18 protein-coding genes are annotated in these 22,021 nt (G+C 35.3%); 16 read left to right on the top strand and 2 right to left on the bottom strand.

Annotated features, from left to right (window positions below; genetic code table 11):
- The first annotated feature begins 75 nt into the window (after nucleotides 1–75).
- The 12 genes from AC1RPH_RS04705 to msrB all read left to right on the top strand — a co-directional run bounded on the left by AC1RPH_RS04705 (nucleotide 76) and on the right by msrB (nucleotide 14,720).
- Nucleotides 76–753 (top strand): glycoside hydrolase family 73 protein, encoded by a 678-nt coding sequence (locus AC1RPH_RS04705; protein ID WP_481761576.1) that lies wholly within the window; start codon nucleotides 76–78, stop codon nucleotides 751–753.
- A 177-nt stretch (nucleotides 754–930) separates the two neighbouring features.
- The gene (locus AC1RPH_RS04700) at nucleotides 931–1,503 is read left to right on the top strand and encodes a xanthine phosphoribosyltransferase (protein ID WP_409022073.1); all 573 of its coding nucleotides are present in this window, start codon (nucleotides 931–933) and stop codon (nucleotides 1,501–1,503) included.
- Nucleotides 1,504–1,643: 140 nt separating this feature from the next.
- Nucleotides 1,644–2,783: a 5-(carboxyamino)imidazole ribonucleotide synthase gene (locus AC1RPH_RS04695; RefSeq protein WP_481761575.1), complete on the top strand. Its 1,140-nt coding sequence runs from the start codon at nucleotides 1,644–1,646 to the stop codon at nucleotides 2,781–2,783.
- Nucleotides 2,784–2,927: 144 nt separating this feature from the next.
- On the top strand, nucleotides 2,928–5,153 hold the full coding sequence (gene pcrA, locus AC1RPH_RS04690; RefSeq protein WP_481761574.1) for a DNA helicase PcrA: 2,226 nt from the start codon (nucleotides 2,928–2,930) through the stop codon (nucleotides 5,151–5,153).
- A gap of 34 nt (nucleotides 5,154–5,187) precedes the next feature.
- Nucleotides 5,188–7,209 (top strand): NAD-dependent DNA ligase LigA, encoded by a 2,022-nt coding sequence (ligA, locus tag AC1RPH_RS04685; RefSeq protein ID WP_481761630.1) that lies wholly within the window; start codon nucleotides 5,188–5,190, stop codon nucleotides 7,207–7,209.
- On the top strand, nucleotides 7,196–8,344 hold the full coding sequence (locus tag AC1RPH_RS04680; protein ID WP_481761573.1) for a CamS family sex pheromone protein: 1,149 nt from the start codon (nucleotides 7,196–7,198) through the stop codon (nucleotides 8,342–8,344). Before ligA ends, AC1RPH_RS04680 begins: the two co-directional genes overlap by 14 nt.
- 37 nt (nucleotides 8,345–8,381) lie before the next feature.
- Nucleotides 8,382–8,684: an Asp-tRNA(Asn)/Glu-tRNA(Gln) amidotransferase subunit GatC gene (gene gatC, locus AC1RPH_RS04675; protein WP_409022077.1), complete on the top strand. Its 303-nt coding sequence runs from the start codon at nucleotides 8,382–8,384 to the stop codon at nucleotides 8,682–8,684.
- A 2-nt stretch (nucleotides 8,685–8,686) separates the two neighbouring features.
- Nucleotides 8,687–10,150, top strand: coding sequence for an Asp-tRNA(Asn)/Glu-tRNA(Gln) amidotransferase subunit GatA (gene gatA, locus AC1RPH_RS04670; RefSeq protein ID WP_481761572.1), 1,464 nt, complete (start codon nucleotides 8,687–8,689; stop codon nucleotides 10,148–10,150).
- Nucleotides 10,150–11,580, top strand: a complete 1,431-nt coding sequence (gene gatB / locus AC1RPH_RS04665; protein ID WP_481761571.1) for an Asp-tRNA(Asn)/Glu-tRNA(Gln) amidotransferase subunit GatB — start codon at nucleotides 10,150–10,152, stop codon at nucleotides 11,578–11,580. The genes gatA and gatB overlap by 1 nt, the downstream gene beginning before the upstream one ends.
- 34 nt (nucleotides 11,581–11,614) lie before the next feature.
- On the top strand, nucleotides 11,615–12,655 hold the full coding sequence (locus AC1RPH_RS04660) for a diacylglycerol kinase (protein WP_481761570.1): 1,041 nt from the start codon (nucleotides 11,615–11,617) through the stop codon (nucleotides 12,653–12,655).
- 132 nt (nucleotides 12,656–12,787) lie between these two features.
- Nucleotides 12,788–14,152: a 23S rRNA (uracil(1939)-C(5))-methyltransferase RlmD gene (rlmD, locus tag AC1RPH_RS04655; RefSeq protein WP_481761569.1), complete on the top strand. Its 1,365-nt coding sequence runs from the start codon at nucleotides 12,788–12,790 to the stop codon at nucleotides 14,150–14,152.
- 130 nt (nucleotides 14,153–14,282) lie between these two features.
- Complete coding sequence (gene msrB, locus AC1RPH_RS04650) at nucleotides 14,283–14,720, top strand: peptide-methionine (R)-S-oxide reductase MsrB (protein WP_481761568.1); 438 nt, start codon at nucleotides 14,283–14,285, stop codon at nucleotides 14,718–14,720.
- Nucleotides 14,721–14,792: 72 nt separating this feature from the next.
- Here msrB and AC1RPH_RS04645 read toward each other — a convergent pair whose 3' ends face one another.
- Entirely contained in the window at nucleotides 14,793–16,112 is a 1,320-nt protein-coding gene (locus AC1RPH_RS04645) for an APC family permease (RefSeq protein WP_481761567.1), read from the bottom strand.
- Nucleotides 16,113–16,216: 104 nt separating this feature from the next.
- Nucleotides 16,217–16,612, bottom strand: a complete 396-nt coding sequence (locus AC1RPH_RS04640; RefSeq protein WP_481761566.1) for a DUF4828 domain-containing protein — start codon at nucleotides 16,610–16,612, stop codon at nucleotides 16,217–16,219.
- A 183-nt stretch (nucleotides 16,613–16,795) separates the two neighbouring features.
- Here AC1RPH_RS04640 and AC1RPH_RS04635 point away from each other — a divergent pair, with 183 nt between their 5' ends.
- The 4 genes from AC1RPH_RS04635 (at nucleotide 16,796) to AC1RPH_RS04620 (ending at nucleotide 21,923) form a co-directional block, all read left to right on the top strand.
- Nucleotides 16,796–17,797 carry a Gfo/Idh/MocA family protein gene (locus AC1RPH_RS04635; protein ID WP_481761565.1) on the top strand — a complete coding sequence of 334 codons (1,002 nt, stop codon included), beginning with the start codon at nucleotides 16,796–16,798 and terminating at the stop codon, nucleotides 17,795–17,797.
- Nucleotides 17,798–17,900: 103 nt separating this feature from the next.
- The gene (locus AC1RPH_RS04630; RefSeq protein WP_481761564.1) at nucleotides 17,901–19,181 is read left to right on the top strand and encodes a DEAD/DEAH box helicase; all 1,281 of its coding nucleotides are present in this window, start codon (nucleotides 17,901–17,903) and stop codon (nucleotides 19,179–19,181) included.
- A gap of 130 nt (nucleotides 19,182–19,311) precedes the next feature.
- Complete coding sequence (locus AC1RPH_RS04625) at nucleotides 19,312–20,469, top strand: GNAT family N-acetyltransferase (RefSeq protein ID WP_481761563.1); 1,158 nt, start codon at nucleotides 19,312–19,314, stop codon at nucleotides 20,467–20,469.
- A gap of 14 nt (nucleotides 20,470–20,483) precedes the next feature.
- Nucleotides 20,484–21,923 (top strand): glycoside hydrolase family 1 protein, encoded by a 1,440-nt coding sequence (locus AC1RPH_RS04620; protein ID WP_481761562.1) that lies wholly within the window; start codon nucleotides 20,484–20,486, stop codon nucleotides 21,921–21,923.
- Nucleotides 21,924–22,021 lie beyond the last annotated feature (98 nt).

Genomic DNA, 22,021 nt, shown 5'->3' with positions numbered 1-22,021 from the left:
AAAATACGATGGTAATAGATATAGAATTAGGGTAAAATAAGTGAAACAATTAAATGTATAGGGACGGGTGTACTAATGAAAAAGAAAAATGGTCGGGGGATTTTTGTAAAGAACGGTAAAATTCAAGTTGCGAATATTGTTGTTTTAATTTTAATTCTTGGTATTATTACAGTCGTTGTTTCAATGAACGTTCATAAAAAGAATGTTGCTCGAGATGAATCTATTGCGACGTCATTATCAACCTCAAAAATTGAAGCAAGTGAATCAGCAAAAAAAGCAGCAGCAGAAGCTAAAAAACAAGCATTTATTAAGAAAGTAGCACCTGAAGCACAAAAAATGCAAAAAAAATATAAAGTCTTTTCTAGTATTACAATTGCACAAGCTATCTTAGAATCTGATTGGGGAACGAGTTCTTTAGCTAAAGACTACAATAACCTATTTGGAATTAAAGGAACGGGCGCACGTGCAAAAGATTTCAAAACTAAAGAACAAGAAAAAGATGGCACATGGAAGACGGTTACGGCTAAATTTATCGTCTTCAAAGATTGGGACGAAGCAATTATGTCTCATTCGAAATTATTAGCTAATGGAAATACATGGAATAAAACACAATTTGCTGACGTTCTTTCTGCAGCAACTTACGAAGATGCAGCAGCAGCTTTAGTAGTTGATGGGTACGCAACAGATAATGATTATAGTACAAAATTAACAGATATCATTAAACAATATCATTTAGATAAATATGATAAATAAACGGGATTAATGTCAAGTATAATAACGATAAATGAGTAGATTCAAATTGAAATTACCCTTATATTATGTTATTCTTAAGTCATTCAAAACCGGAATGTAGCTTTTTTACTTATACCGAAGTGAAAAAGCTATTTTTATACCCAAAAAAATATAAATAGCAAGAGGAGCGTACCCCACGTGAAACTTTTAGAAGACAGAATTATGCAAGATGGTATTGTATTACCAGGAGATGTATTGAAGGTCGATCAATTTTTAAATCACCAAGTTGATCCTGATTTAATGTTAGCAATGGGTGTGGAATTTGCTGAATTATTCAAAAATGAAAAAATTACTAAAATTTTAACAGTTGAATCATCAGGTATTGCCCCAGCAGTATTCGTTGGGTTACAATTTCATGTTCCTGTTGTCTTCGCACGTAAAAATAAGAGCGTTACGATGCAAAATGATTTATATTCTGCTTCTGTTTACTCGTACACAAAGAAAGTTGAAAATACAATTGCCGTTGCCAACAAGTTTTTAGGTGAAAACGATCGTGTTTTAATCATTGATGACTTCTTGGCAAATGGCCAAGCAGCTGAAGGACTCTTCCAAATTTGTGACGAAGCTAAGGCAGAAATTGCTGGAATTGGAATTGTAATTGAAAAATCATTCCAAAAAGGTGCCGAATTAATTCATGAACGTGGCGTACGTTTAGAATCACTTGCTAAAATTTCATCATTTGATGGTGATCAAGTTCATTTTGAAGATTAAATTAACGAAAAGAGCGCAAAATGTGCTCTTTTTTATTTTCTTATAAAATTGTTAAATTATGGTTGTTAAAACTTGATTGCCCCGCGGGATAACAGTATGATTAAGGGTATAAAGCAAAAGTAGAAAGTAGTGAATATATAGTGGAAAAAAAAGTTATCTTTCCTGGAAGTACATTGGGAATAATCGGAGATAGTCCAACGGGTGCAATGTTGGCTATGGCTGCAAGAAATTTAGGGTTTAAAATCGCAGCATACAGTCAAAATGAAGTTAGTGAGACACTTCAATTAGCAGATTATTCTGTTGTAGGTAAGATGAATGATAAGGATAAATTGAAAGAATTCGCTGAACGAACAGATATTGTGACGTATGAATCTGAACACGTTAATTCAGAAGTGATTGAATATATTTCAAAATATACTTATGTGCCACAAAAGTATAATGCATTAGAAATTATGCAAGACCGCTTGTTGGAAAGAGCTTTTTTTGAACAATTAAATATTAATATTCCACCTTTTGAAACAATTGTATCATTAGAAGATGTGTATAATTCTGTACTTTCAATTGGGTATCCCAGCGTTTTAAAACCAATCCAAAAAGGGTTTGGTAAAAGTTACCAGAGTGTTCTCAATACGCAAACTGATATTTCAGATGCGGCGTACTTGGTTGAACGTGGCACCTATATTTTAGAATCATGGATTCCTTATGAACAAGAAATCTCAATGGTTCTTATCAAAAATGGTAAGGAAATTAATTTTTTCCCAGCTGTTGAAAATAAATATCGTGATCATCGATTACACGAATCAATCGTACCAGCTAACTTAGATACAGAAATTTCTGCTGAAATGCATAAAATTGCCATTAAAGTTGCGGAAAATCTAGACTACACTGGCGCATTAGAAATTGGCTACTTTGTAACTAAATCAGGTGCAATTTATGTTAAACGTGTCGTGCCCGCTATGCATCAATCAGGGTATGTTTTTGATAAAGCAACAAACGTTAGCATGTATGAACAGCATTTACGTGCCATTTGTGGATTGCCACTATCAAAAGTGAAATTCCTTGCACCAACTGTTATGGTGTCATTAAAAGAAGAAGAACGTGCCGATTTAAAGACACAGTGGGTTCTTAAAAATAATTGGTATTACCATTTTTATCGTTACCCTGAAAATCATAAATTAGATCGTGCTGGGCATATTTTGGTTCAGTCAGATTCAGTTCGTGAAGCATTGAATCAAATTGAAGATACAGGCATTTGGGATAAAAAAGAAACAACAAATTAAATGAAATTAGAAGGATGAATCGTTTTGAATCGGTTCGTCTTTTTTTATGAACAAGTTGAGACATATATTCATAAAAATTAAAGAAGTTAAGGCGTTTTTTTGCTATAATAAATAATGACTGATTTATAGAGAGGATTGATTAATTTGACTACTGAAAGCTTATTGAACGGAATGAATAACAAACAAAAAGAAGCTGTCCTAAAAACAGAGGGACCACTCTTAATTATGGCTGGAGCTGGAAGTGGTAAAACGCGAGTATTAACGCATCGCGTTGCTTACTTAATTGAAGAAAAAGGTATCAATCCATGGAACGTATTAGCAATCACATTTACAAATAAAGCATCAAAAGAGATGCGCGAACGTGTTAATAAATTACTTAACAAAGGGGCAGAAGATGTTTGGGTTTCAACATTCCATGCACTTTGTGTTCGTATTTTGCGACGTGATATTGACCAAATTGGTTATAATCGTGCATTTACAATTGCCGACCCAGGTGAACAAAAGACTTTAGTAAAACGTATTTTAAAAGAACAAAATATTGATCCACAAAAATTTGACCCAAGAACCGTTTTAGGAGCAATTTCAAATGCAAAAAATGATTTATTAACAGAAAAAGAATACGCAGAACGTGCTGCAAGTATGTTCGAACAAATGGTAGCTAAAGTTTATACGGCATATCAAAAAGAGTTACGCTCAAATCAAGCAGTTGATTTCGATGATTTAATTATGTTAACTATCCGTTTATTTAAAGAAAAGCCTGAAACATTGGCTTTTTATCAAAATAAATTTCAATATATCCATGTGGATGAATATCAGGATACTAATGAAGCACAATATACCTTAGTAAACATGTTAGCTGAACGTTTCAAAAATCTCTGCGTCGTCGGGGATGCTGACCAAAGTATTTACGGTTGGCGTGGGGCAAACATGGATAACATTATGAATTTTGAAAAAGATTATCCTGATGCTGATGTTGTTAAGTTGGAACAAAACTATCGTTCAACGAAAACAATTCTGAATGCTGCCAATGCAGTTATTGATAATAATACGAACCGCAGTGATAAGAGTCTTTGGACTGATAATAAAGATGGTGAGAAAATTTCTTACTACCGTGGCCAAAGTGAAAATGATGAATCACATTATGTGGTTGAAAAAATTCAAGAACAAATTAAAGATAATCACTTAAATTACGGTGATTTCGCCATTTTATATCGAACGAATGCACAGTCTCGTGTGATTGAAGAGACATTCTTAAAATCAAGCGTTCCTTACAAAATGGTTGGTGGACACAAATTCTACGAGCGATTGGAAATTCGAGATATCTTAGGCTACATTCGTTTAATTGCTAATGATCAAGATTCAATGAGTTTTGATCGTATTGTAAATGTCCCAAAACGCGGTATCGGTGCAAGTAGTGTGGACAAATTACGTGAATTTTCAGATATGAATAATTGGACAATGCTTGAAGGTGCTGAAAACTCAGCGCTTGCTAATATTTCTGGTAAAGCTGAAAAATCATTACAAGAATTTGCCACAATGATTCGTGGATTACAAAAAATGCGTGAGTTCTTGAATGTGACCGAGTTAACAAAAGAAATTTTAAAACAATCAGGTTATGAAGCTAATTTGAAAAAGACGAAAACGATTGAAAATGAAACGCGACTTGAAAACGTTGAAGAATTCTTGTCTGTAACTCAGCAATTTGATGATCGTTGGGAAGCTGAAGAAGATGATAGTGACCGTTATGTTGATTTCTTAGCTGATTTAGCACTAGTTTCTGCACAAGATGATATTGAAGAAGAACCTGAAGAAGTCACATTGATGACATTACATGCCGCTAAAGGACTTGAATTTCCAGTTATCTTTTTAATGGGATTGGAAGAAGGCATATTCCCTCTTTCTCGTGCCATGTTAGAAGATGATCAACTTGAGGAAGAACGTCGTTTAGCATATGTCGGAATTACTCGTGCTGAACGCAAATTATATTTAACAAATGCTTTTTCAAGAATGTTGTATGGTCGTCGTCAAAGTAATCAAGCTTCACGTTTCATTGGTGAAATAGATGAGTCATTACTTGAATTAGATAATCAAACGGCAGCACCATCTCGTAATTCATCGTATTCCAATCAACGTGCGACGGCGACAACATACCGTCGACCTGCTAAAACCGTTGAACGTGATAATGGTACAGGTGCTGATGCAGTTGTTTGGCGTATTGGTGAAAAAGTGGAACATAAAGCTTGGGGTACTGGGACAATCGTTAAAGTTTCAGGATCAGGTTCGGATGCTGAACTTGATATTGCTTTCAAAGAACAAGGGATTAAGCGTCTGTTGACAGCTTTTGCACCAATTACAAAAAAAGTGGACTAAATAAAAGGAGGGTTCAAGTTTGTCAAATCAAGCCATAACATTGGAAGAAGCAACTAATAGAGTGAATCAATTAAAAACTGACTTAATCAAATGGACGCGTCAATATTATGTCCTTGATCAGCCAACAGTTGAAGATCATGTTTATGATGAACACTACCTACAACTAGTAGAACTTGAAAAAGCCTTTCCTAATTTAGTGACACCTAATTCACCAACGCAACGTGTTGGTGGCCAGGTACTGCCTGGTTTTGAAAAAGTTTCGCATGAAGTACCAATGCTTTCATTGGGGGATGTCTTTTCCATTGAAGAACTATCGGAATTTGATCAACGATTACAAAAATCAGTTGATGCTGAGGTAAGTTACAATACTGAACTCAAAATTGATGGATTGGCCATTTCGTTAACATATGAAAATGGTGTATTCGTTAAAGGATCAACTCGTGGAGATGGCACAATTGGTGAAAATATTACTGAAAATCTTAAAACAGTCAAATCAATTCCACTAACATTGACGGAACCCATTTCAATTGAAGTTCGTGGAGAATGTTACATGCCAACAAAGGCGTTTGTTGCGTTGAATAAACGTCGCGAGGAAGCTGGAGAAACGGTATTTGCTAATCCTAGGAATGCAGCAGCAGGTAGTTTACGACAATTAAATACAGCTGAAACGGCTCAACGACAATTGAGTACATTTATCTATTATATAGTTGATCCGGATGTCAAAACTCAAAGTGATGCGTTAAAACGCTTGTCTAAACTTGGATTTAGAACAAATACTGAATCACGTGTTACGAGTGATATGACAGAAATTTCGGCATACATTAATGAATATCAAGCAAAACGTCATGATTTATCTTACGATATCGATGGTATTGTTATTAAAGCAAATTTATTCACGATTCATGATGAAGTTGGTAATACGGTTAAAGTTCCAAAATGGGCAATTGCCTATAAATTCCCGCCAGACGAGCAAGAAACTAAAGTTCTAGATATTGAATGGACGATTGGTCGAACAGGTGTCGTAACACCAACTGCAATCATGAATCCTGTGCAGTTAGCGGGAACAACAGTTTCTCGGGCATCATTGCATAATGGGGATTTACTGAAACAAAAAGATATTAGAATTAACGATACGGTTAAGTTGCATAAGGCTGGGGATATTATTCCAGAAATTTCTGAAGTTGTCTTAGATAAACGACCAGAAGACAGTGTTGTGTATAGTTTGCCAACGAACTGCCCAGTTTGTGGAGCAATATTAGTTCATCTGGATGAAGAAGTTGCATTACGTTGTATCAATCCAAAATGTCCCGCACTCATTAAAGAGAGTCTGGCACATTTTGCTTCTAGAAATGCGATGAATATTGATGGACTAGGGCCTAAAATTGTTGAACAATTATTTGAAAATAAGTTAATTAGTGATGTTGCAGGATTGTATCAGTTAACTGCCGATCAACTGTTAACGCTAGATAATTTCAAAGAAAAATCGGTTAATAAATTATTAAATGCAATTGATATTAGCCGACAAAATTCAGTGGAACGCTTATTATTTGGACTAGGAATTCGGCATGTTGGAGCTAAGGCTGCTCGATTGGTTTCAGCCGAATTTAAAGATATTCATCAATTAATGACAGCAATTTCCGAAGATATTCTCGTCATTGATTCAATCGGACAGGTGATTGCGGATAGTCTTGTGACTTATTTTGCCAATGACCAAGTTCGTGAATTGATTGATGAACTGGATAATGCGCAAGTTAACTTAACCTTTTTAGGCAAAACAACTGCTGAAATTGCAGAATTAGCTGAAGGTAGTCCCGTGATGGATAAGAAAGTTGTCCTAACGGGAACACTTGATCAGTTGAAACGAAGCGATGCTAAAAAATGGCTTGAAGCAAATGGTGCTTCTGTTGTTGGTAGTGTTTCGAAAAAAACAGACCTATTAATTGCCGGGCATGATGCTGGAAGTAAGTTAACAAAAGCGAAGCAACTAGAAATTGAAATTTGGGATGAACAACAATTTATCTCAGTTATGGAAGGAGTGTCATATGAAAAAAATTAAGATTGGACTTATGTTAAGTTTCTCGTTAATTTTCTTAGCAGCCTGTGGCAATGTTGCCTCATCAGGCTCGTCGGGAACCTCTAAAAATACATCAAGTTCTGGTTACCAGACAACTGGCCAAACAAGTGATAGTAACTATGAAGGTGTCATTAAAGATGGTAAATATTTAACAAGTAAATCAAGAGGTGTGGCACTCACACAAAATGACAATGTCTTGAATTTAAAAAGTTTTGAATCTGGTCTGTTAGATTTATCTAAAGATCAATTTGCTACTGACAGTTATATTTTCCAAGAAGGACAATATTTAACAAAAACGACTGTTCAAAGCTGGTTAGGACGTGAATCAAGTGCTAATAAAGACGGATTAAACCCTAAGAGTAATGGTAAAACGGGTGAAACAGACCGTAATCCCATGTATGTACAGCAAGTTGAAGAACAAGATTTTATGACAAAAAAAGGCAGCAAATTATCACTCTCGGGTATCTCGGTAGGTATCGGAATGAACTCAGTTGATTATTATCAAAAAGAAGAATATGGGGCTGAATATAAAACCGTTATTTCTGATGCAACAATGAGAGAAAAGGGTAAAGAAGCTGCTAACAAAGTGGTTGCTCGTCTTCGTAAAACCAAAGGAATTAGTGATAGCGTTCCAATCATGGTGGCAATGTACAAGCAAGCACCAAACGATAGTTTAGTTGGCGGTAGTTTCTACGCCTACGCTGTGAATAAGAATGGTAAAACGACGATTGATAATTGGGATGATGTTTCAATTAAGAGTTATACGTTCCCAACGACATCGACGGCCACATCACCTAATACAAATGATGAAACGACATTTACGAATTTTAAAACTGAAGTTCAAAGTTTCTTTCCTAATTTAGCAGGTGTAACAGCACAGGTACAATATAAAAACAAAGCAATTACAGGGATGCACATCAATATTACAACTCAATTTTATAGTGAAACAGAGATTATTAGTTTCACTCAATATTTATCAACAACGGCCGTGAAATATTTAGCATCAGGGATTCCAATTGACATTACTATCAAAGGTAGTGATGGGACAATGCAAAGTTTCCTTGCCAAAACAGCTAAAGAAAGCACATACTATACGCATGTATTTACCAGTTATTAAAAAGAAATTAATTTGAATTTTGAAGGGATGGTTTTGAATGTCAATTAGTAAAGAAGAAGTCAAACATGTCTCAGAGTTAGCTAAACTAGAACTCAGTGATACAGATTTAGAACTATTTACCAGTCAATTAGATGATATTATCGGAATGGCTGAACAATTATCAGAAGTAGATACAACAGGCGTTCCAGTAACGACACATATTACAGATGTTCTCAATGTGATGCGTGAAGATGTCGCAGAAGAAGGAACAGATCGAGACTTACTCTTTAAAAATGCACCGGATAGTGAAAATGGCCTTATTAAAGTGCCAGCAATTATTGATGAAAGTGAGGAAGCTTAAGCATGGATTATTTCAAACAAGATTTATCAAGTTTACATGACGCATTAGTTAATAAAGAAATGAGTTCTGAAGAATTAACGAAGGCAACCTTTGCTGAAATTAAAGCACGTGATTCAAAGATTTCTGCTTTCCTCGCAATGAACGAAGAAATGGCACTTAGCCAAGCTAAGGCTGTTGATGCTGCTGGTATCGATGCAAATAATGTCTTAGCCGGGATACCAATGGCTGTTAAAGATAATATTGTGACAAAGGATTTAACAACAACTGCTGCAAGCAAAATGTTAGAAAATTTCAATCCAATATATGATGCAACAGTGATTGAAAAAATGCGCCAAGCACAAATGGTGACAATTGGTAAAACAAACATGGATGAATTTGCTATGGGTGGTTCTACTGAAACGTCAGCTTTTAAAACAACAAAAAACCCTTGGAATACAACGAAGGTTCCCGGTGGCTCATCAGGTGGTTCAGCTGCTGCAGTTGCTTCAGGTGAAGTTATTGCTGCTTTAGGCTCAGATACTGGTGGTTCTATCCGTCAACCTGCTTCATTTAATGGTGTCGTAGGAACAAAACCAACTTATGGTCGTGTATCACGTTATGGTTTAATTGCATTTGCATCAAGTTTGGACCAAATTGGACCATTCACACGTGGCGTTAAAGATAACGCTGCTGTTTTAAATGCAATCAGTGGTAACGATGTTCATGATTCAACGAGTTCAGCGCAAGCTGTTCCTGATTTTACTGCTGGATTAACTGGCGATATTAAAGGAATGAAGATTGCTTTACCTAAAGAGTATTTAGGTGAGGGTGTTGATGCTGGTGTTAAAGAAGCCATTCAAAAAGCAGTTAAGACGTTTGAAGAACTTGGCGCAACAGTTGACGAAGTTAGTTTACCAAACAGTAAATATGGTGTGCCCGTTTACTATATTCTAGCTTCTTCTGAGGCATCATCTAATTTACAACGTTTTGATGGTATTCGTTATGGATTCCGTGCACAAGACGTTAAGAGTTTGGAAGATGTTTATGTACGTTCTCGTTCAGAAGGTTTTGGGGATGAAGTTAAACGTCGGATTATGTTAGGAACATTCTCATTATCTGCTGGAACTTATGACGCTTTCTTCAAGAAAGCAGCTCAAGTTCGGACTTTAATCTGCAATGATTTCCGTAATGTATTCAATGATTATGATTTGATTATTGGGCCTACTGCACCTAATACAGCATTTAATATTGGTGATAAAATTGAAGACCCAATTACAATGTATATGAATGATATTTTAACGATTCCAGTTAACTTGGCTGGACTACCCGGCATGTCAGTTCCTGCTGGATTCTCAAATGGCTTACCAGTTGGATTACAATTAATTGCGAAATCATTCGATGAAGCAACAATGTATCGTGCTGGTTACGCATTTGAACAAGCAACTGATTTCCATAAAGAAGTCCCTACGTTAGGAGGCCAAAACTAATGAATTTTGAAACAACAATTGGACTTGAAGTTCATATTGAAATGAAAACTAACTCTAAGGCATTCTCACCTTCAAAAGTTGATTTTGGGGCAGAACCTAATACGAATACCAACGTTATTGACTGGGGTTATCCAGGTGTTTTACCAACTGCCAATAAAGGGGCAATTGAATACGGAATGCGTGCTGCCTTAGCTTTAAATTGTGAAATCACAAAGGATAACCATTTTGACCGAAAAAATTACTTTTATCCTGATAATCCAAAAGCTTACCAGATCACACAATCAGAAGAACCTATTGGTCGTAACGGCTTCTTAGAAATTGAAGTTAATGGCGAAACGAAAAAAATCGGAATTGAAGAAATGCACGTTGAAGAAGATGCGGGTAAAAATACGCATAATCCTAACGGCTATTCTTATGTCGATTTAAACCGTCAAGGAACACCTTTGATTGAAATTGTTTCACGTCCTGATATCAAAACACCTGAAGAAGCTTACACATATCTTGAAAAATTACGTCAAGTTATTCAATTTACCGGTGTTTCTGATGTGAAGATGGAAGAAGGATCAATGCGAATTGATGTTAATATTTCAATTAACCCAATTGGCCAACCCGGTTATGGGACAAAAACTGAAATGAAAAATTTAAATTCATTTGAAAATGTGCGTAAAGGACTTGAATTTGAAGAAAAACGTCAAATAAATGTCTTGATGTCTGGTGGTATTGTTCAACAAGAAACACGCCGTTTTGATGCACCAACTGGTACAACTATTTTGATGCGTGTCAAAGAAGGGGCTAGCGATTATCGTTATTTCCCAGAACCAGATATTCCACCAATTCATATTAGTGATGACTGGATTCAAGAAGTTAGAGAATCAATTCCCGAAATGCCTGACAAACGACGGACACGCTATGCAAGTGAATTAGGCTTGCCTGAATATGATGCTGAAGTCTTAACACAAACAAAAGAAATGTCAGATTTCTTTGAAGACACAATTAAGTTAGATGCAGATCCTAAGTTAGCTGCTAACTGGTTAATGGGTGAAGTTAATGCGTTCATGAATACAAATAAATTAAACTTACAAGATACTAAATTAACACCAGCAAATCTTGCTGGAATGATTAATTTAATTACTGATGAAACAATTTCAAGTAAGATTGCTAAAAAAGTTTTCCAAGAAATTATTAAAAATGGTAGCGAACCTAAAGCTTGGGTTGAGTCTAAGGGACTTGTTCAATTATCTGACCCAGCTAAGTTACAACCCATTATTGATGGTATTTTAGATAACAATGAACAATCAATTGAAGATTTCAAAAATGGTAAAGATCGTGCTGTTGGATTCTTAATCGGACAAATCATGAAACAAACACAGGGACAAGCAAATCCTAATGTGGTCAATCAATTATTGATGGCCTCATTGAAGCAAAGATAATCTTATTAAAATAAGATTCATGTGGAGGAACGGAATGAGAAAAAGAGCCAGAATTATCTATAACCCAACATCCGGTCGTGAGGCTTTAAAAAGTGATCTCGTGAGTATTCTAGACATCATTGAAAATGCCGGGTATGAAACTAGTGCTTATGCGACGACAGCGAAGAAACATTCAGCTCGAGATGAAGCAACGAGAGCTGCTAAATCAGGGTTTGATTTAGTAATTGCTGCTGGTGGCGACGGAACCATTAATGAAGTTGCTAATGGAATTGCTGGTCTTAAGCACCGACCTAAGATAGGTGTTATTCCAGCTGGAACGACAAATGATTATGCGAGAGCTTTGAAAATACCTAGGGATGATTCAGTTGCTGCTGCAAAAGTAATTGCAAAAGGTAACACAGTTAAAATGGATGTTGGACAAGCTGGAGAAAAATATTTCATTAATATCGCTGGTGGTGGATTATTAACGGAATTAACTTATGATGTTCCTTCACAATTTAAATCACTTTTTGGTTATCTGGCTTATTTAGCTAAAGGTGCTGAAATGTTACCTAGAATGAAACCAATTGAAATGAACCTTGAGTATGATGGGGGAATTTTTAAAGGGAAAGCATCAATGTTTTTATTAGCATTGACGAACTCTGTAGGTGGCTTTGAACAAATCGTACCAAACGCTTCACTTGATGACGGTAAGTTTACCTTGCTTATTGTTAAAGCGACTAATATCGCCGAAATGTTGCATTTAATGGCACTTGTGTTAAATGGTGGGAAGCATATTAATGATAAACGTGTGATTTATGTTAAAACGTCTAAATTAATTGCTAAACCAGTCGATAATAAAATGATGATTAATATTGATGGTGAATATGGTGGTGATGCACCAATGACTTTCAAAAATTTAAAGCAACATATCGAAATTTTTGCGAATACAGATGCATTGCCAGAAACGTCAATTACGTCAGGTCGTACGGCTGCCGAAATTACAGCTGAAGAACATTTTGTAAAAGAAGTCCAAGAAATGCATAGTGAAGATGTTGACGGTAATGGTACAATTAGTAAAGTAAGAGATAACTAAGAAATTAAGTAGGATTGAGGTGCTTGGTAAAGGCCTCAATCCTGTTTTATTTCTAGAGTTGGCAACTATTGACTTTTAGGGGTTAAACATGGTTGAATAAAGTAAATACGCAGGAACATCGAAAGGACAACAATGAAAAAACTACCTCCAGTAATAAAGAACCAAGAATTTGATACAGAAATTATCGATTTAACTTATCAAGGTATGGGTGTCGCTAAAGTTGATGGCTACCCATTATTTATTGAAAATGCATTACCAGGCGAAAAAGTTAGTATTCGTGTAATGAAAGTTAGCAAGAACTTTGGTTTCGCTAAAGTTTTAGCTTTTCGTAATGAGAGCCCAGATCGTGTTGAAACAAAAGGTTCAGCATATACACAAACTGGAATTGCACCTTTACAACATTTAGCATACCCAGCACAATTAAAATTCAAACAAGCACAAGTTCAAGAGTTATTGAAAAAAGCGCATTTGGATATTGAAGTATCTGATGCTGTTGGAATGGAAAATCCTTTCCATTACCGTAATAAAGCACAAGTGCCTGTTCGCGAAATTGCTGGTGAATTAAAAACAGGATTCTTCAAGAAAAACAGTCATGATTTTGTTGCAATTGAAGATTTTTTAATTCAAGATGAAGAAATTGATAAAGCAATCGTAGCTGTACGTGATGTCTTACAACGTTTCCATGTGGAAGCATATGACGAACGTGCACATAAAGGGATTATCCGTCACATTATGGTTCGCCGTGGTCATTACTCAAAACAAATGATGATTGTCTTAGTAACACGCTCTAAGAAATTACCAATGTTTACTGAAATTACTGCTGCAATCCGTGAATCATTACCTGAGGTTACAACTATTGTTCAAAATACAAATTCTGAAAAGACAAATGTTATTTTAGGCCGCGAAAACAAAGTTTTATTTGGCCCTGGTTATATTGAAGATCAATTAAATGGATTAACATTTAGAATTTCACCACATTCTTTCTACCAAATTAATCCTGTCCAAACAGAAAAATTATATGCTGCAGCATTTGAACGTGCTGGTTTAACTGGTAATGAAACAGTTATTGATGCTTATAGTGGTATTGGAACAATTTCATTATCAATGGCAAAACATGCTCGTCAAATCTATGGTGTAGAATTAGTTTCTGCAGCGGTTAAAGATGCGAAAGAAAATGCTAAGATTAATGGTATTGATAATGTTCGTTTTGAAACTGGGATGGCAGAAAACTGGATGGAAAACTGGAGTCATGCTAACTTAAGACCTGACGTTTTAGTTGTCGATCCTCCTCGTAAGGGGCTAGAACCAGCATTTATTGAAAGTACACTTAAAATGCAACCTAAAAAAGTTGTTTACATTAGTTGTAACCCTTCAACATTAGTTCGTGATTTACAGAGCTTCTTAGATGATGGTTACAAAGTTACAAAACCAATTTTACCAGTGGATCAATTCCCACAAACAACACATATTGAAACAGTTACAATTTTAGAAAAATAACCAATTTAATATAATAGATGAGGAAGACCAAAGGTATTTTACTTTTGGCCTTTTTTTTGCAAACAGATAAATTGTATTCAGTGTGAAAAAGAGTATTCTAATGATATCTTAAAACATTAGGAGGTCCATTATGTCAAAAGAAACTGAAAAAGAATTACGTGAACGTTTAACTAATGAAGAGTTTGAAGTTACACAACATGCTGCAACGGAAGCGCCATTTACCGGTAAATATGATGACTTCTATCAAAAAGGAATTTACGTTGATGTTGTTAGTGGGGAAGCACTTTTTAGTTCAGCAGAAAAATATGACGCTGGCTGCGGTTGGCCATCATTTTCAAAACCAATCCCAGGTTCTAAGATTGCTGAGTTGGTTGATAATAGTCTTTTTGGTTATCAACGAACGGAAGTTAGAAGTAAGGAAGCAAATTCACATTTAGGTCATGTATTTACTGATGGACCTAAAGACCAAGGCGGATTACGTTATTGTATTAACTCTGCCTCATTGAAGTTTATTCCTGAAGCAGAAATGGAAGCTGCTGGATATAGTAACTATTTAAATAATTTATAAAAAATAAAAACATTCGACTTAAGGGATATGAGCCTATCTGGCTCTAAAAGTTGAATGTTTTTATTTGTATAATTATCCTTGGCTTTTTTGATGAATAAAGTAAACAGGAATGCCAAGTCCCGTTATTAATAGACCAACAAGTGCTAACGTCGTTTGTGTTAATAGTGTCGCAACGAGTATAAAAATACCCCCAATAATCGCGATGATTGGAATGATTGGATATAAAGGAACTTTATAGGGTCTATTTAATTCAGGTTCACGTTTTCGTAATATAAAGATAGCAACGAAAACTAGTACATTAAAAATCCAAATAACAAAAATAAGCATATCTGTTAATAAATCAAAACTACCTAAGAACATCATTATTATTGCGATACTTATTTGTAAAAAGCCCGCAATATATGGAACTCTCGTATGAGGAGATAAGCGTTTTAGCCAATTACTAAAGGGGAGTTGGTTTTCTAAGGCCATCGCATATGGAACGCGCATACCGGTTAACGTATAGCCGTTAGTGGCACCGTAGACTGAAATTAAGATACCAACGGTCACAAACTTACCACCAAATTGTCCAAATAGTTGTCTTGAGGCATCAGAAGCTGCATTTAAATTGCCAGCTAATCCTGAAATAGGAAGAGCCTTAAGAAAAACAAAATTAATTAATGTATAGATAATTGTGATGAAAAATAATCCTGAAATAATGGCTTTCGGTAAATCACGTTCTGGATGGTGCATCTCTCCGGCAATATTTCCAACCCCAATCCAGCCATCATAAGCAAACATGGTCGCAAGAAGGCCGCCACTTAAAGCAGTAAAGAAAGACTGGTGCGCGCCGGATGTTAACGGAATTAAACTAAACGTCACTTGTCCAGGAGTGAAAATCCCCCATATCACAATGACAATAATAGGTAATAATTTTAAAACTAATGAAATTGATTGAAAGGTACCACCAACTTTGGCGCCTAAAAAGTTAATCAATGTGATACTGATTCCACTAATTAAAGCAAATGGGATAATTAAATGTGAATCAAGATGGAAAAGATTAATTAATTGTGTGCCAAAAATAATTGAAAGAGCTGCAATGTTTGCTGGATAATAAATGATTATTTGTGCCCAGCCAAGTAAAAATGCTGGGAAACGGCCATAAGTATATTCGATATATTTAATGGCGCCACCAGTTTCTGGGATGGCGGCTGCAAGTTCTGCAGCGGTTAATCCAGCACAGATAGTTAAAAAGCCACCAAGTAACCAAACAAATAAAGTTAAGTTAGCAGATTGGGTTTGTTGTGTAACGCTTGAAACTTTAAAAAAAACGCCTCCGCCGATAACTGTTCCCATTACAGTTGAAAGGGCAGCGAAAAAGCCAATATCTCGTTTTAGGTGATCATTGTTCATGGAAAAAGGTCCTCGTTTCTATATTAAAATGCGTATTTAACTATTTTAGACTATTTAAACGTGTAATGAAACAAAAAATGAAGATGATAATCAACAAAATTCTGTTAATCTACATCTTCATTTTTATCATCTTGTGATTCTACAATTGGGGCTAATTTAATGGGATAGGTCCGGTTATCTGCTTCGTCAAACAAACTCACTGGTCCTTGATCGTTTGCATCAATTCTTAGATGAAAACCATATTCATCTAAGAAACTAAGTTCACGCTCATCTATATGTTCAATCTTACCATCGAGTGCACGTTCGTCAATTCGAATTGTGAGGTCTGATGAAATATCCAAATTATGGTGTCGATGACTTAATTCATCGTAGAATAGCCAATGTCCAGCATAAAAAATAGGTAAAGAAACCTTAGTTTTAGGTGCGGTTATAGACTTAATATCTTTCGTTAATCCAATAAAAAATGATGCACCTAGTAGTGCAAAACTACGTTTCTTCACAGCTATCCCTCCTAATTAGAACTCTTCTACTTAAATATAGCACTTTTAGCTAACAAGCGGAAAGAATTGCCCAAAATATATATAAATTTAATCTATCGTCACAAAATTGAAATAAAGCAATCGTTATGAAAACGGTTCAATTGTTGTTATAATGAATTTAATAATAAAATGGAGGTATTGGGTATGATTAAATTAGGTATTATTGGTACAAATTGGATTACAGGTCAATTCGTTGAAGCAGCGCATGAATCTAATGAATTTCAATTGACTAGTGTCTATTCAAGAACCGAATTAAAAGCCAAAGATTTTGGTGAAAAATATGGTGCAACAAATTTTTACGATAATATGACAGAATTTTTAAATTCAGATAAATTTGAGGTAATCTATATTGCTTCTCCGAATAGTTTACATTTTGAACAAATTAAATTAGCGATTGAAGCTGGTAAAAAAGTTATTGCCGAAAAACCAGTGGTCTCAAATCCAACAGAAATGGCCGCTATTCAGACGGTTCTTAGGGAACATCCTGGAAGTCAATTATTTGAAGCAGCTCGACAAATTCATCAAGATAATTTCAAAATTATTGAACAAAAAGTAACTGAACTAGAGACCATCCAAGGCGCAACTTTAACTTATATGAAGTATTCGTCACGTTATGATGCTATTTTAGCAGGTGAAGAACCTAATATCTTCTCACCAAAATTTTCTGGTGGTGCATTACAAGACTTAGGTGTTTACGTTGTTTATAATGCTATTTCTTGGTTTGGTACACCACTTGAAGTTCAGTACTATCCAACAATGTTACCAACAGGTGTTGATGGTAAAGGTGTCGCAATTCTAACTTATGAAGATTTTAGAGTGACCTTAAATATTGGTAAGACAGCAAATTCATATTTAACTAGTGAAATCTATGGCCTAAAAGACACAATTGTGATGGATAATGCAGCTGAATTAAATGAGGTTCTTTATCGAGATGGCTCTGATAAAGAAGAACTACTTAGTCAAAAACCAGCTAAAAATCCGATGTTAGCTGAAGCGATTGATTTTGCTAGAGTCATCAATAACCCCAATGACGTAACGAACAAAGCTGATTATATAAAATGGCAAAAACTTAGTGTGACAGTTAATCAAGTATTGTTTGATTTAAGGAAAAGTGCCGGAATTGAATTTCCAGCTGATCATAAATAAGAATTATTGAGATAAGTTTCTGTGAATCAATGGAAGCTTATTTTTTATATGCTATACTTAATTATTAAAACTAATCCTATGAAGTTAAAAGAAAGAGACTAAAATGAATCCAAAATTTGATGCATATTTTAAAGAACAAGGTTTTGAAACACAATCACCCATCCAAGAAGCCGTTTATGAACCTCTAAAATCAGGTGAAAATATCCTTGGATTAGCACCAACCGGTTCTGGTAAAACATTAGCGTTCAGCTTACCTTTACTCGAAAGATTAATACCTAAAGATGGCATTCAACTATTGATTATTGCACCTTCACAAGAATTAGCTATGCAATTAGCAGGTGTCATTCGTCCTTGGGCTAAAGAACTTGATTTAAAAGTTCAAGCTATTATTGGTGGTGCTAATATGAAACGCCAAATTGAAAATTTAAAGAAAAAACCTGAGATTATTGTCGGAACACCAGGTCGCTTATTGAATTTAGCTGAAGATAAAAAAATTAAATTACATAAAGTTAAATCAGTTGTCATTGATGAAGCGGATGATTTATTAACGGATGAAACACTAACAACTTGTCGTGATTTAATCAGCCAGGCACCTGCAGGCATTCAATTAAGTTTCTTTTCTGCGACGGAAACGGCAATATTAGATGATTTGAAAAAATGGTTTGGTGCTAATGTGACAACTTATGATGTTCGTGAAGTTGATCAAACACAAGGTATCGTTCACCATTATTCAATTGAAACACCAACGCGTAAACGTCAATCAACGTTGCGTCGTTTAGCAAATGTTGAAGATTTTTATGCACTAGTTTTCTTTAACCAACTATCATCGTTACAAGATATGGCTCAAAAATTAAAATATGATCATGTACCAGTCGCTGTCTTAGATAGCGAGCAACGCCAAGTTAATCGTGCTAATGCTTTATCACAACTTCATAAGCATGAAATTAAATTATTACTAACGACGGATGTTGCCGCTCGAGGTTTGGACATTCCAATGTTACCCGCAGTCGTAAATTATGATATGCCTAAAGATACGACGTCATATATTCATCGTGTCGGCCGGACAGGCCGGATGGGTGCTGAAGGGATGGTTATTAATCTTGGAAATGAACATGATCTACGTACCTTAAAACAAGATTTAAAAAATACACCATTTGAAATTGAAAAAGGTTACTTATATGATGGTGCGATTGTAACAGAAAGACCAGAACGTGTGGCTGAACCAAAAGCTAAGAAACTTAAACCAGTTGAAGTGAAAGCCAAAACAGTTGATGGTCAAAAGCAATCTGATGAACCAGTAAAGAAACCACATCGTAAAGTTCGTTTGAGAAATCAAAAAAATAAAGGTAAAAGACGCAAACCAAAAGCAGAACATTTTGATTAATGAGAAGGATCATCCAATAATAATTGGATGATTTTTTTATTGACTAATTTTGTAAGCGATTGCACGAATAGGGTAACCGTGCTATATTTAAAGAGGTTAATTCGTACAGAAGAAGGAGTTGAGTAGATCCATGACAAATATGAAGTTAGATGAAACTCATTTTGGAAGTTACTTTGATTTATCAATTTATGCCTTTAATAAAAAAGTATCAGCACAGAGAAAGAGCTTTTTTCGCAAACTTTATGAGCATTCATCAGATTGGGGCTCAGTTGAATCTGGGAAAGTTGTCAGCGGTGTGATTAATACACCATTTACGACTCATTTTCACGGGACTCAATTTAAAATGGGTGGTATTGGCTATGTTGCAAGTTATCCAGAATTTGCTGGTCAGGGTAGTATTGGACAATTAATGAATTTAGCTCTGGATGAGATGTATGATAATGGAACGACATTATCGTATTTAGCGCCATTTTCGTATCCGTTCTATCGTAAATTCGGTTACGAAGCAACATTTGATCAAACGATATATCGGATGAATACGAAGGATTTACCACGATTAAAAGTTAAGGCCATAGGTCACGTTGAACGTCACCGTTATTTGGATGTAAAAGAGGAATTAAATAAATTATACCAACAGAATCAGCTCTCTCAACAAGGTGGTATTGAACGGCCAGATTGGTGGTTAACTTATTCGGCGGAGAAACACCCTAACTGGGAAGTAGCGGTCTATTATAATGAAAAAAATGAGTCAGAAGGCTATCTTGTTTATCAAAGAGAAACTGATGAATTTAAAATCGTTGAATGGATATATCAAACAAGTGAGAGTTGGCTCCAATTACAAAATTTTGTGCTTAAGCATCAATCAGCATACGAATGGTTTAGTTATGAGAGTCCAATTGGACAGCCATTTCCAGATGTACTGGCAAATCCTCAAGTTGAAGTGACAACGCAACCTTACATGATGGCAAGAATTGTAAATGTTGAAGACTTTCTCAGCAGATACCCTTACCAGCAAGATTTTCCACAAATTGTGATTCAAGTTCAAGATTCGACTATTCAGGCTAATGAAGGCTATTGGCAAATTAGCCGAATAGACGGACAAACAAAAGTTGAAAAGACTGAAAATTCAGCAACTACGTTTACAACGGATATTCAAAATTTAACACGAAGTATGATGGGGTATCGAACATTTAAACAATTAAAACAATATGGATTTGTATCAGGCGACGTGACGTTATTCGATGGCGCATTAATTAAAGAACAACCGATATTAAGTGATTATTTTTAAGGAGAGAATAGATAATGGAATATGAAAAAATGAGTCAATTTCCAACTGATTTTTTATGGGGGGCTTCCTCAGCTGCTTACCAAATTGAAGGTGCGTATCAAGAAGATGGTAAAGGATTATCAGTTTGGGATAAATTTGTAAGAATTCCTGGGAAAACATTTAAGGGTACAAATGGTGATGTAGCCGTCGATCATTATCACCGTTTTAAAGAAGATGTCGCCTTAATGAAGGAGCAAGGATTGAAAGCTTACCGTTTTTCAATTGCTTGGACACGTATTTATCCAGAAGGAAAAGGTAAAGTTAATCAAAAGGGGATAGATTTTTATAATCGATTAATCGATGAGTTAATTGCGAATAATATTGAACCTGTTGTGACACTTTATCATTGGGATTTACCACAAGCATTACAAGATGAATATGCTGGTTGGGAATCTCGTGAAATTATTACTGATTTTACGGATTATGCGAAAACTTGTTTTGATGCATTCAGTGATCGTGTTAAATATTGGGTATCATTAAATGAACAAAACGTATTTATTTCTCATGGCTATCAAATGGAGAGTCATCCGCCTGCAGTAAATGATGAAAAAAGAATGTATGCTGCAAATCACATTGCTAATTTAGCAAATGCTTCAGCAATTAAGGCATTTCATGAAGGTCATTATCAAGGTGAAATTGGGCCTAGCTTTGCCTATAGCCCGGGTTATGCAGTTAATGGAGATCCTAAAAACCAAGTTGCGGCTACTAACTATGAAGATTATGCTGCTCATTTTTGGATGGATATTTATGTTTATGGACGTTATCCAAAAATGATTTATAAATGGTTAACTGAACGTGGAACTGCACCTACTGTTACAGAAGCAGATCAAGCTCTTTTAATTGCTGGAAAACCAGATTTTATGGGTTTAAATTATTATCAAACCCAAACAATTGCGGCTAATCCGTTAGTTGGTGGTGTTGGACTTGCTGCTGAAAATAATACAGGTAAAAAGGGGACTAGCTCCGAAAGTGGCGTTCCAGGCATGTTTAAGACTACTAATAATGAATTTTTAAAACAAACTGATTGGGATTGGAATATTGATCCTGAAGGGCTAAGAATTGCTCTGAGAAGAATTGATAGTCGTTACGACTTACCTGTTCTTATTACTGAAAACGGTCTTGGTGCTTATGATAAATTAGAAGAAGGCAATACAATTCATGATGATTACCGAATTTACTTTATCAATGAACATATTAAAGCCATTCAAGAAGCCATTTCAGACGGTGTAAAAGTCATTGGGTATACAACTTGGAGTTTCACTGATTTATTGAGCTGGTCAAATGGCTATCAAAAGCGCTATGGCTTTGTTTATATTGATCGTGATGAAGAAAGTGCGAAAGAATTAAAACGATATAAGAAAGATTCATTCTATTGGTATCAAAAGGTCATTAAAGAAAATGGTAGTAAGTTATAAAGTAATTTAAATAGCTATTGATAACGCTTACAATAAATGATACAATAAATATGAAATGAGTGTTACTGATTCGATCAGGCATGACCTATTGATGTAGA

It is taken from the genome of Dellaglioa sp. CoH-57-MRSF-16 (assembly GCF_056782055.1).
Note: the sequence above shows the minus strand (reverse complement) of the source record. Positions and strands in the feature narration are given on the sequence as shown.

Coding starts and splice junctions, on each gene's coding strand:
- AC1RPH_RS04705 (WP_481761576.1), top strand. CDS start 76: ATGAAAAAGAAAAATGGTCGGGGGATTTTTGTAAAGAACGGTAAAATT.
- AC1RPH_RS04680 (WP_481761573.1), top strand. CDS start 7,196: ATGAAAAAAATTAAGATTGGACTTATGTTAAGTTTCTCGTTAATTTTC.
- gatC (WP_409022077.1), top strand. CDS start 8,382: ATGTCAATTAGTAAAGAAGAAGTCAAACATGTCTCAGAGTTAGCTAAA.
- gatA (WP_481761572.1), top strand. CDS start 8,687: ATGGATTATTTCAAACAAGATTTATCAAGTTTACATGACGCATTAGTT.
- gatB (WP_481761571.1), top strand. CDS start 10,150: ATGAATTTTGAAACAACAATTGGACTTGAAGTTCATATTGAAATGAAA.
- AC1RPH_RS04660 (WP_481761570.1), top strand. CDS start 11,615: ATGAGAAAAAGAGCCAGAATTATCTATAACCCAACATCCGGTCGTGAG.
- rlmD (WP_481761569.1), top strand. CDS start 12,788: ATGAAAAAACTACCTCCAGTAATAAAGAACCAAGAATTTGATACAGAA.
- msrB (WP_481761568.1), top strand. CDS start 14,283: ATGTCAAAAGAAACTGAAAAAGAATTACGTGAACGTTTAACTAATGAA.
- AC1RPH_RS04645 (WP_481761567.1), bottom strand. CDS start 16,112: ATGAACAATGATCACCTAAAACGAGATATTGGCTTTTTCGCTGCCCTT.
- AC1RPH_RS04635 (WP_481761565.1), top strand. CDS start 16,796: ATGATTAAATTAGGTATTATTGGTACAAATTGGATTACAGGTCAATTC.
- AC1RPH_RS04630 (WP_481761564.1), top strand. CDS start 17,901: ATGAATCCAAAATTTGATGCATATTTTAAAGAACAAGGTTTTGAAACA.
- AC1RPH_RS04625 (WP_481761563.1), top strand. CDS start 19,312: ATGACAAATATGAAGTTAGATGAAACTCATTTTGGAAGTTACTTTGAT.
- AC1RPH_RS04620 (WP_481761562.1), top strand. CDS start 20,484: ATGGAATATGAAAAAATGAGTCAATTTCCAACTGATTTTTTATGGGGG.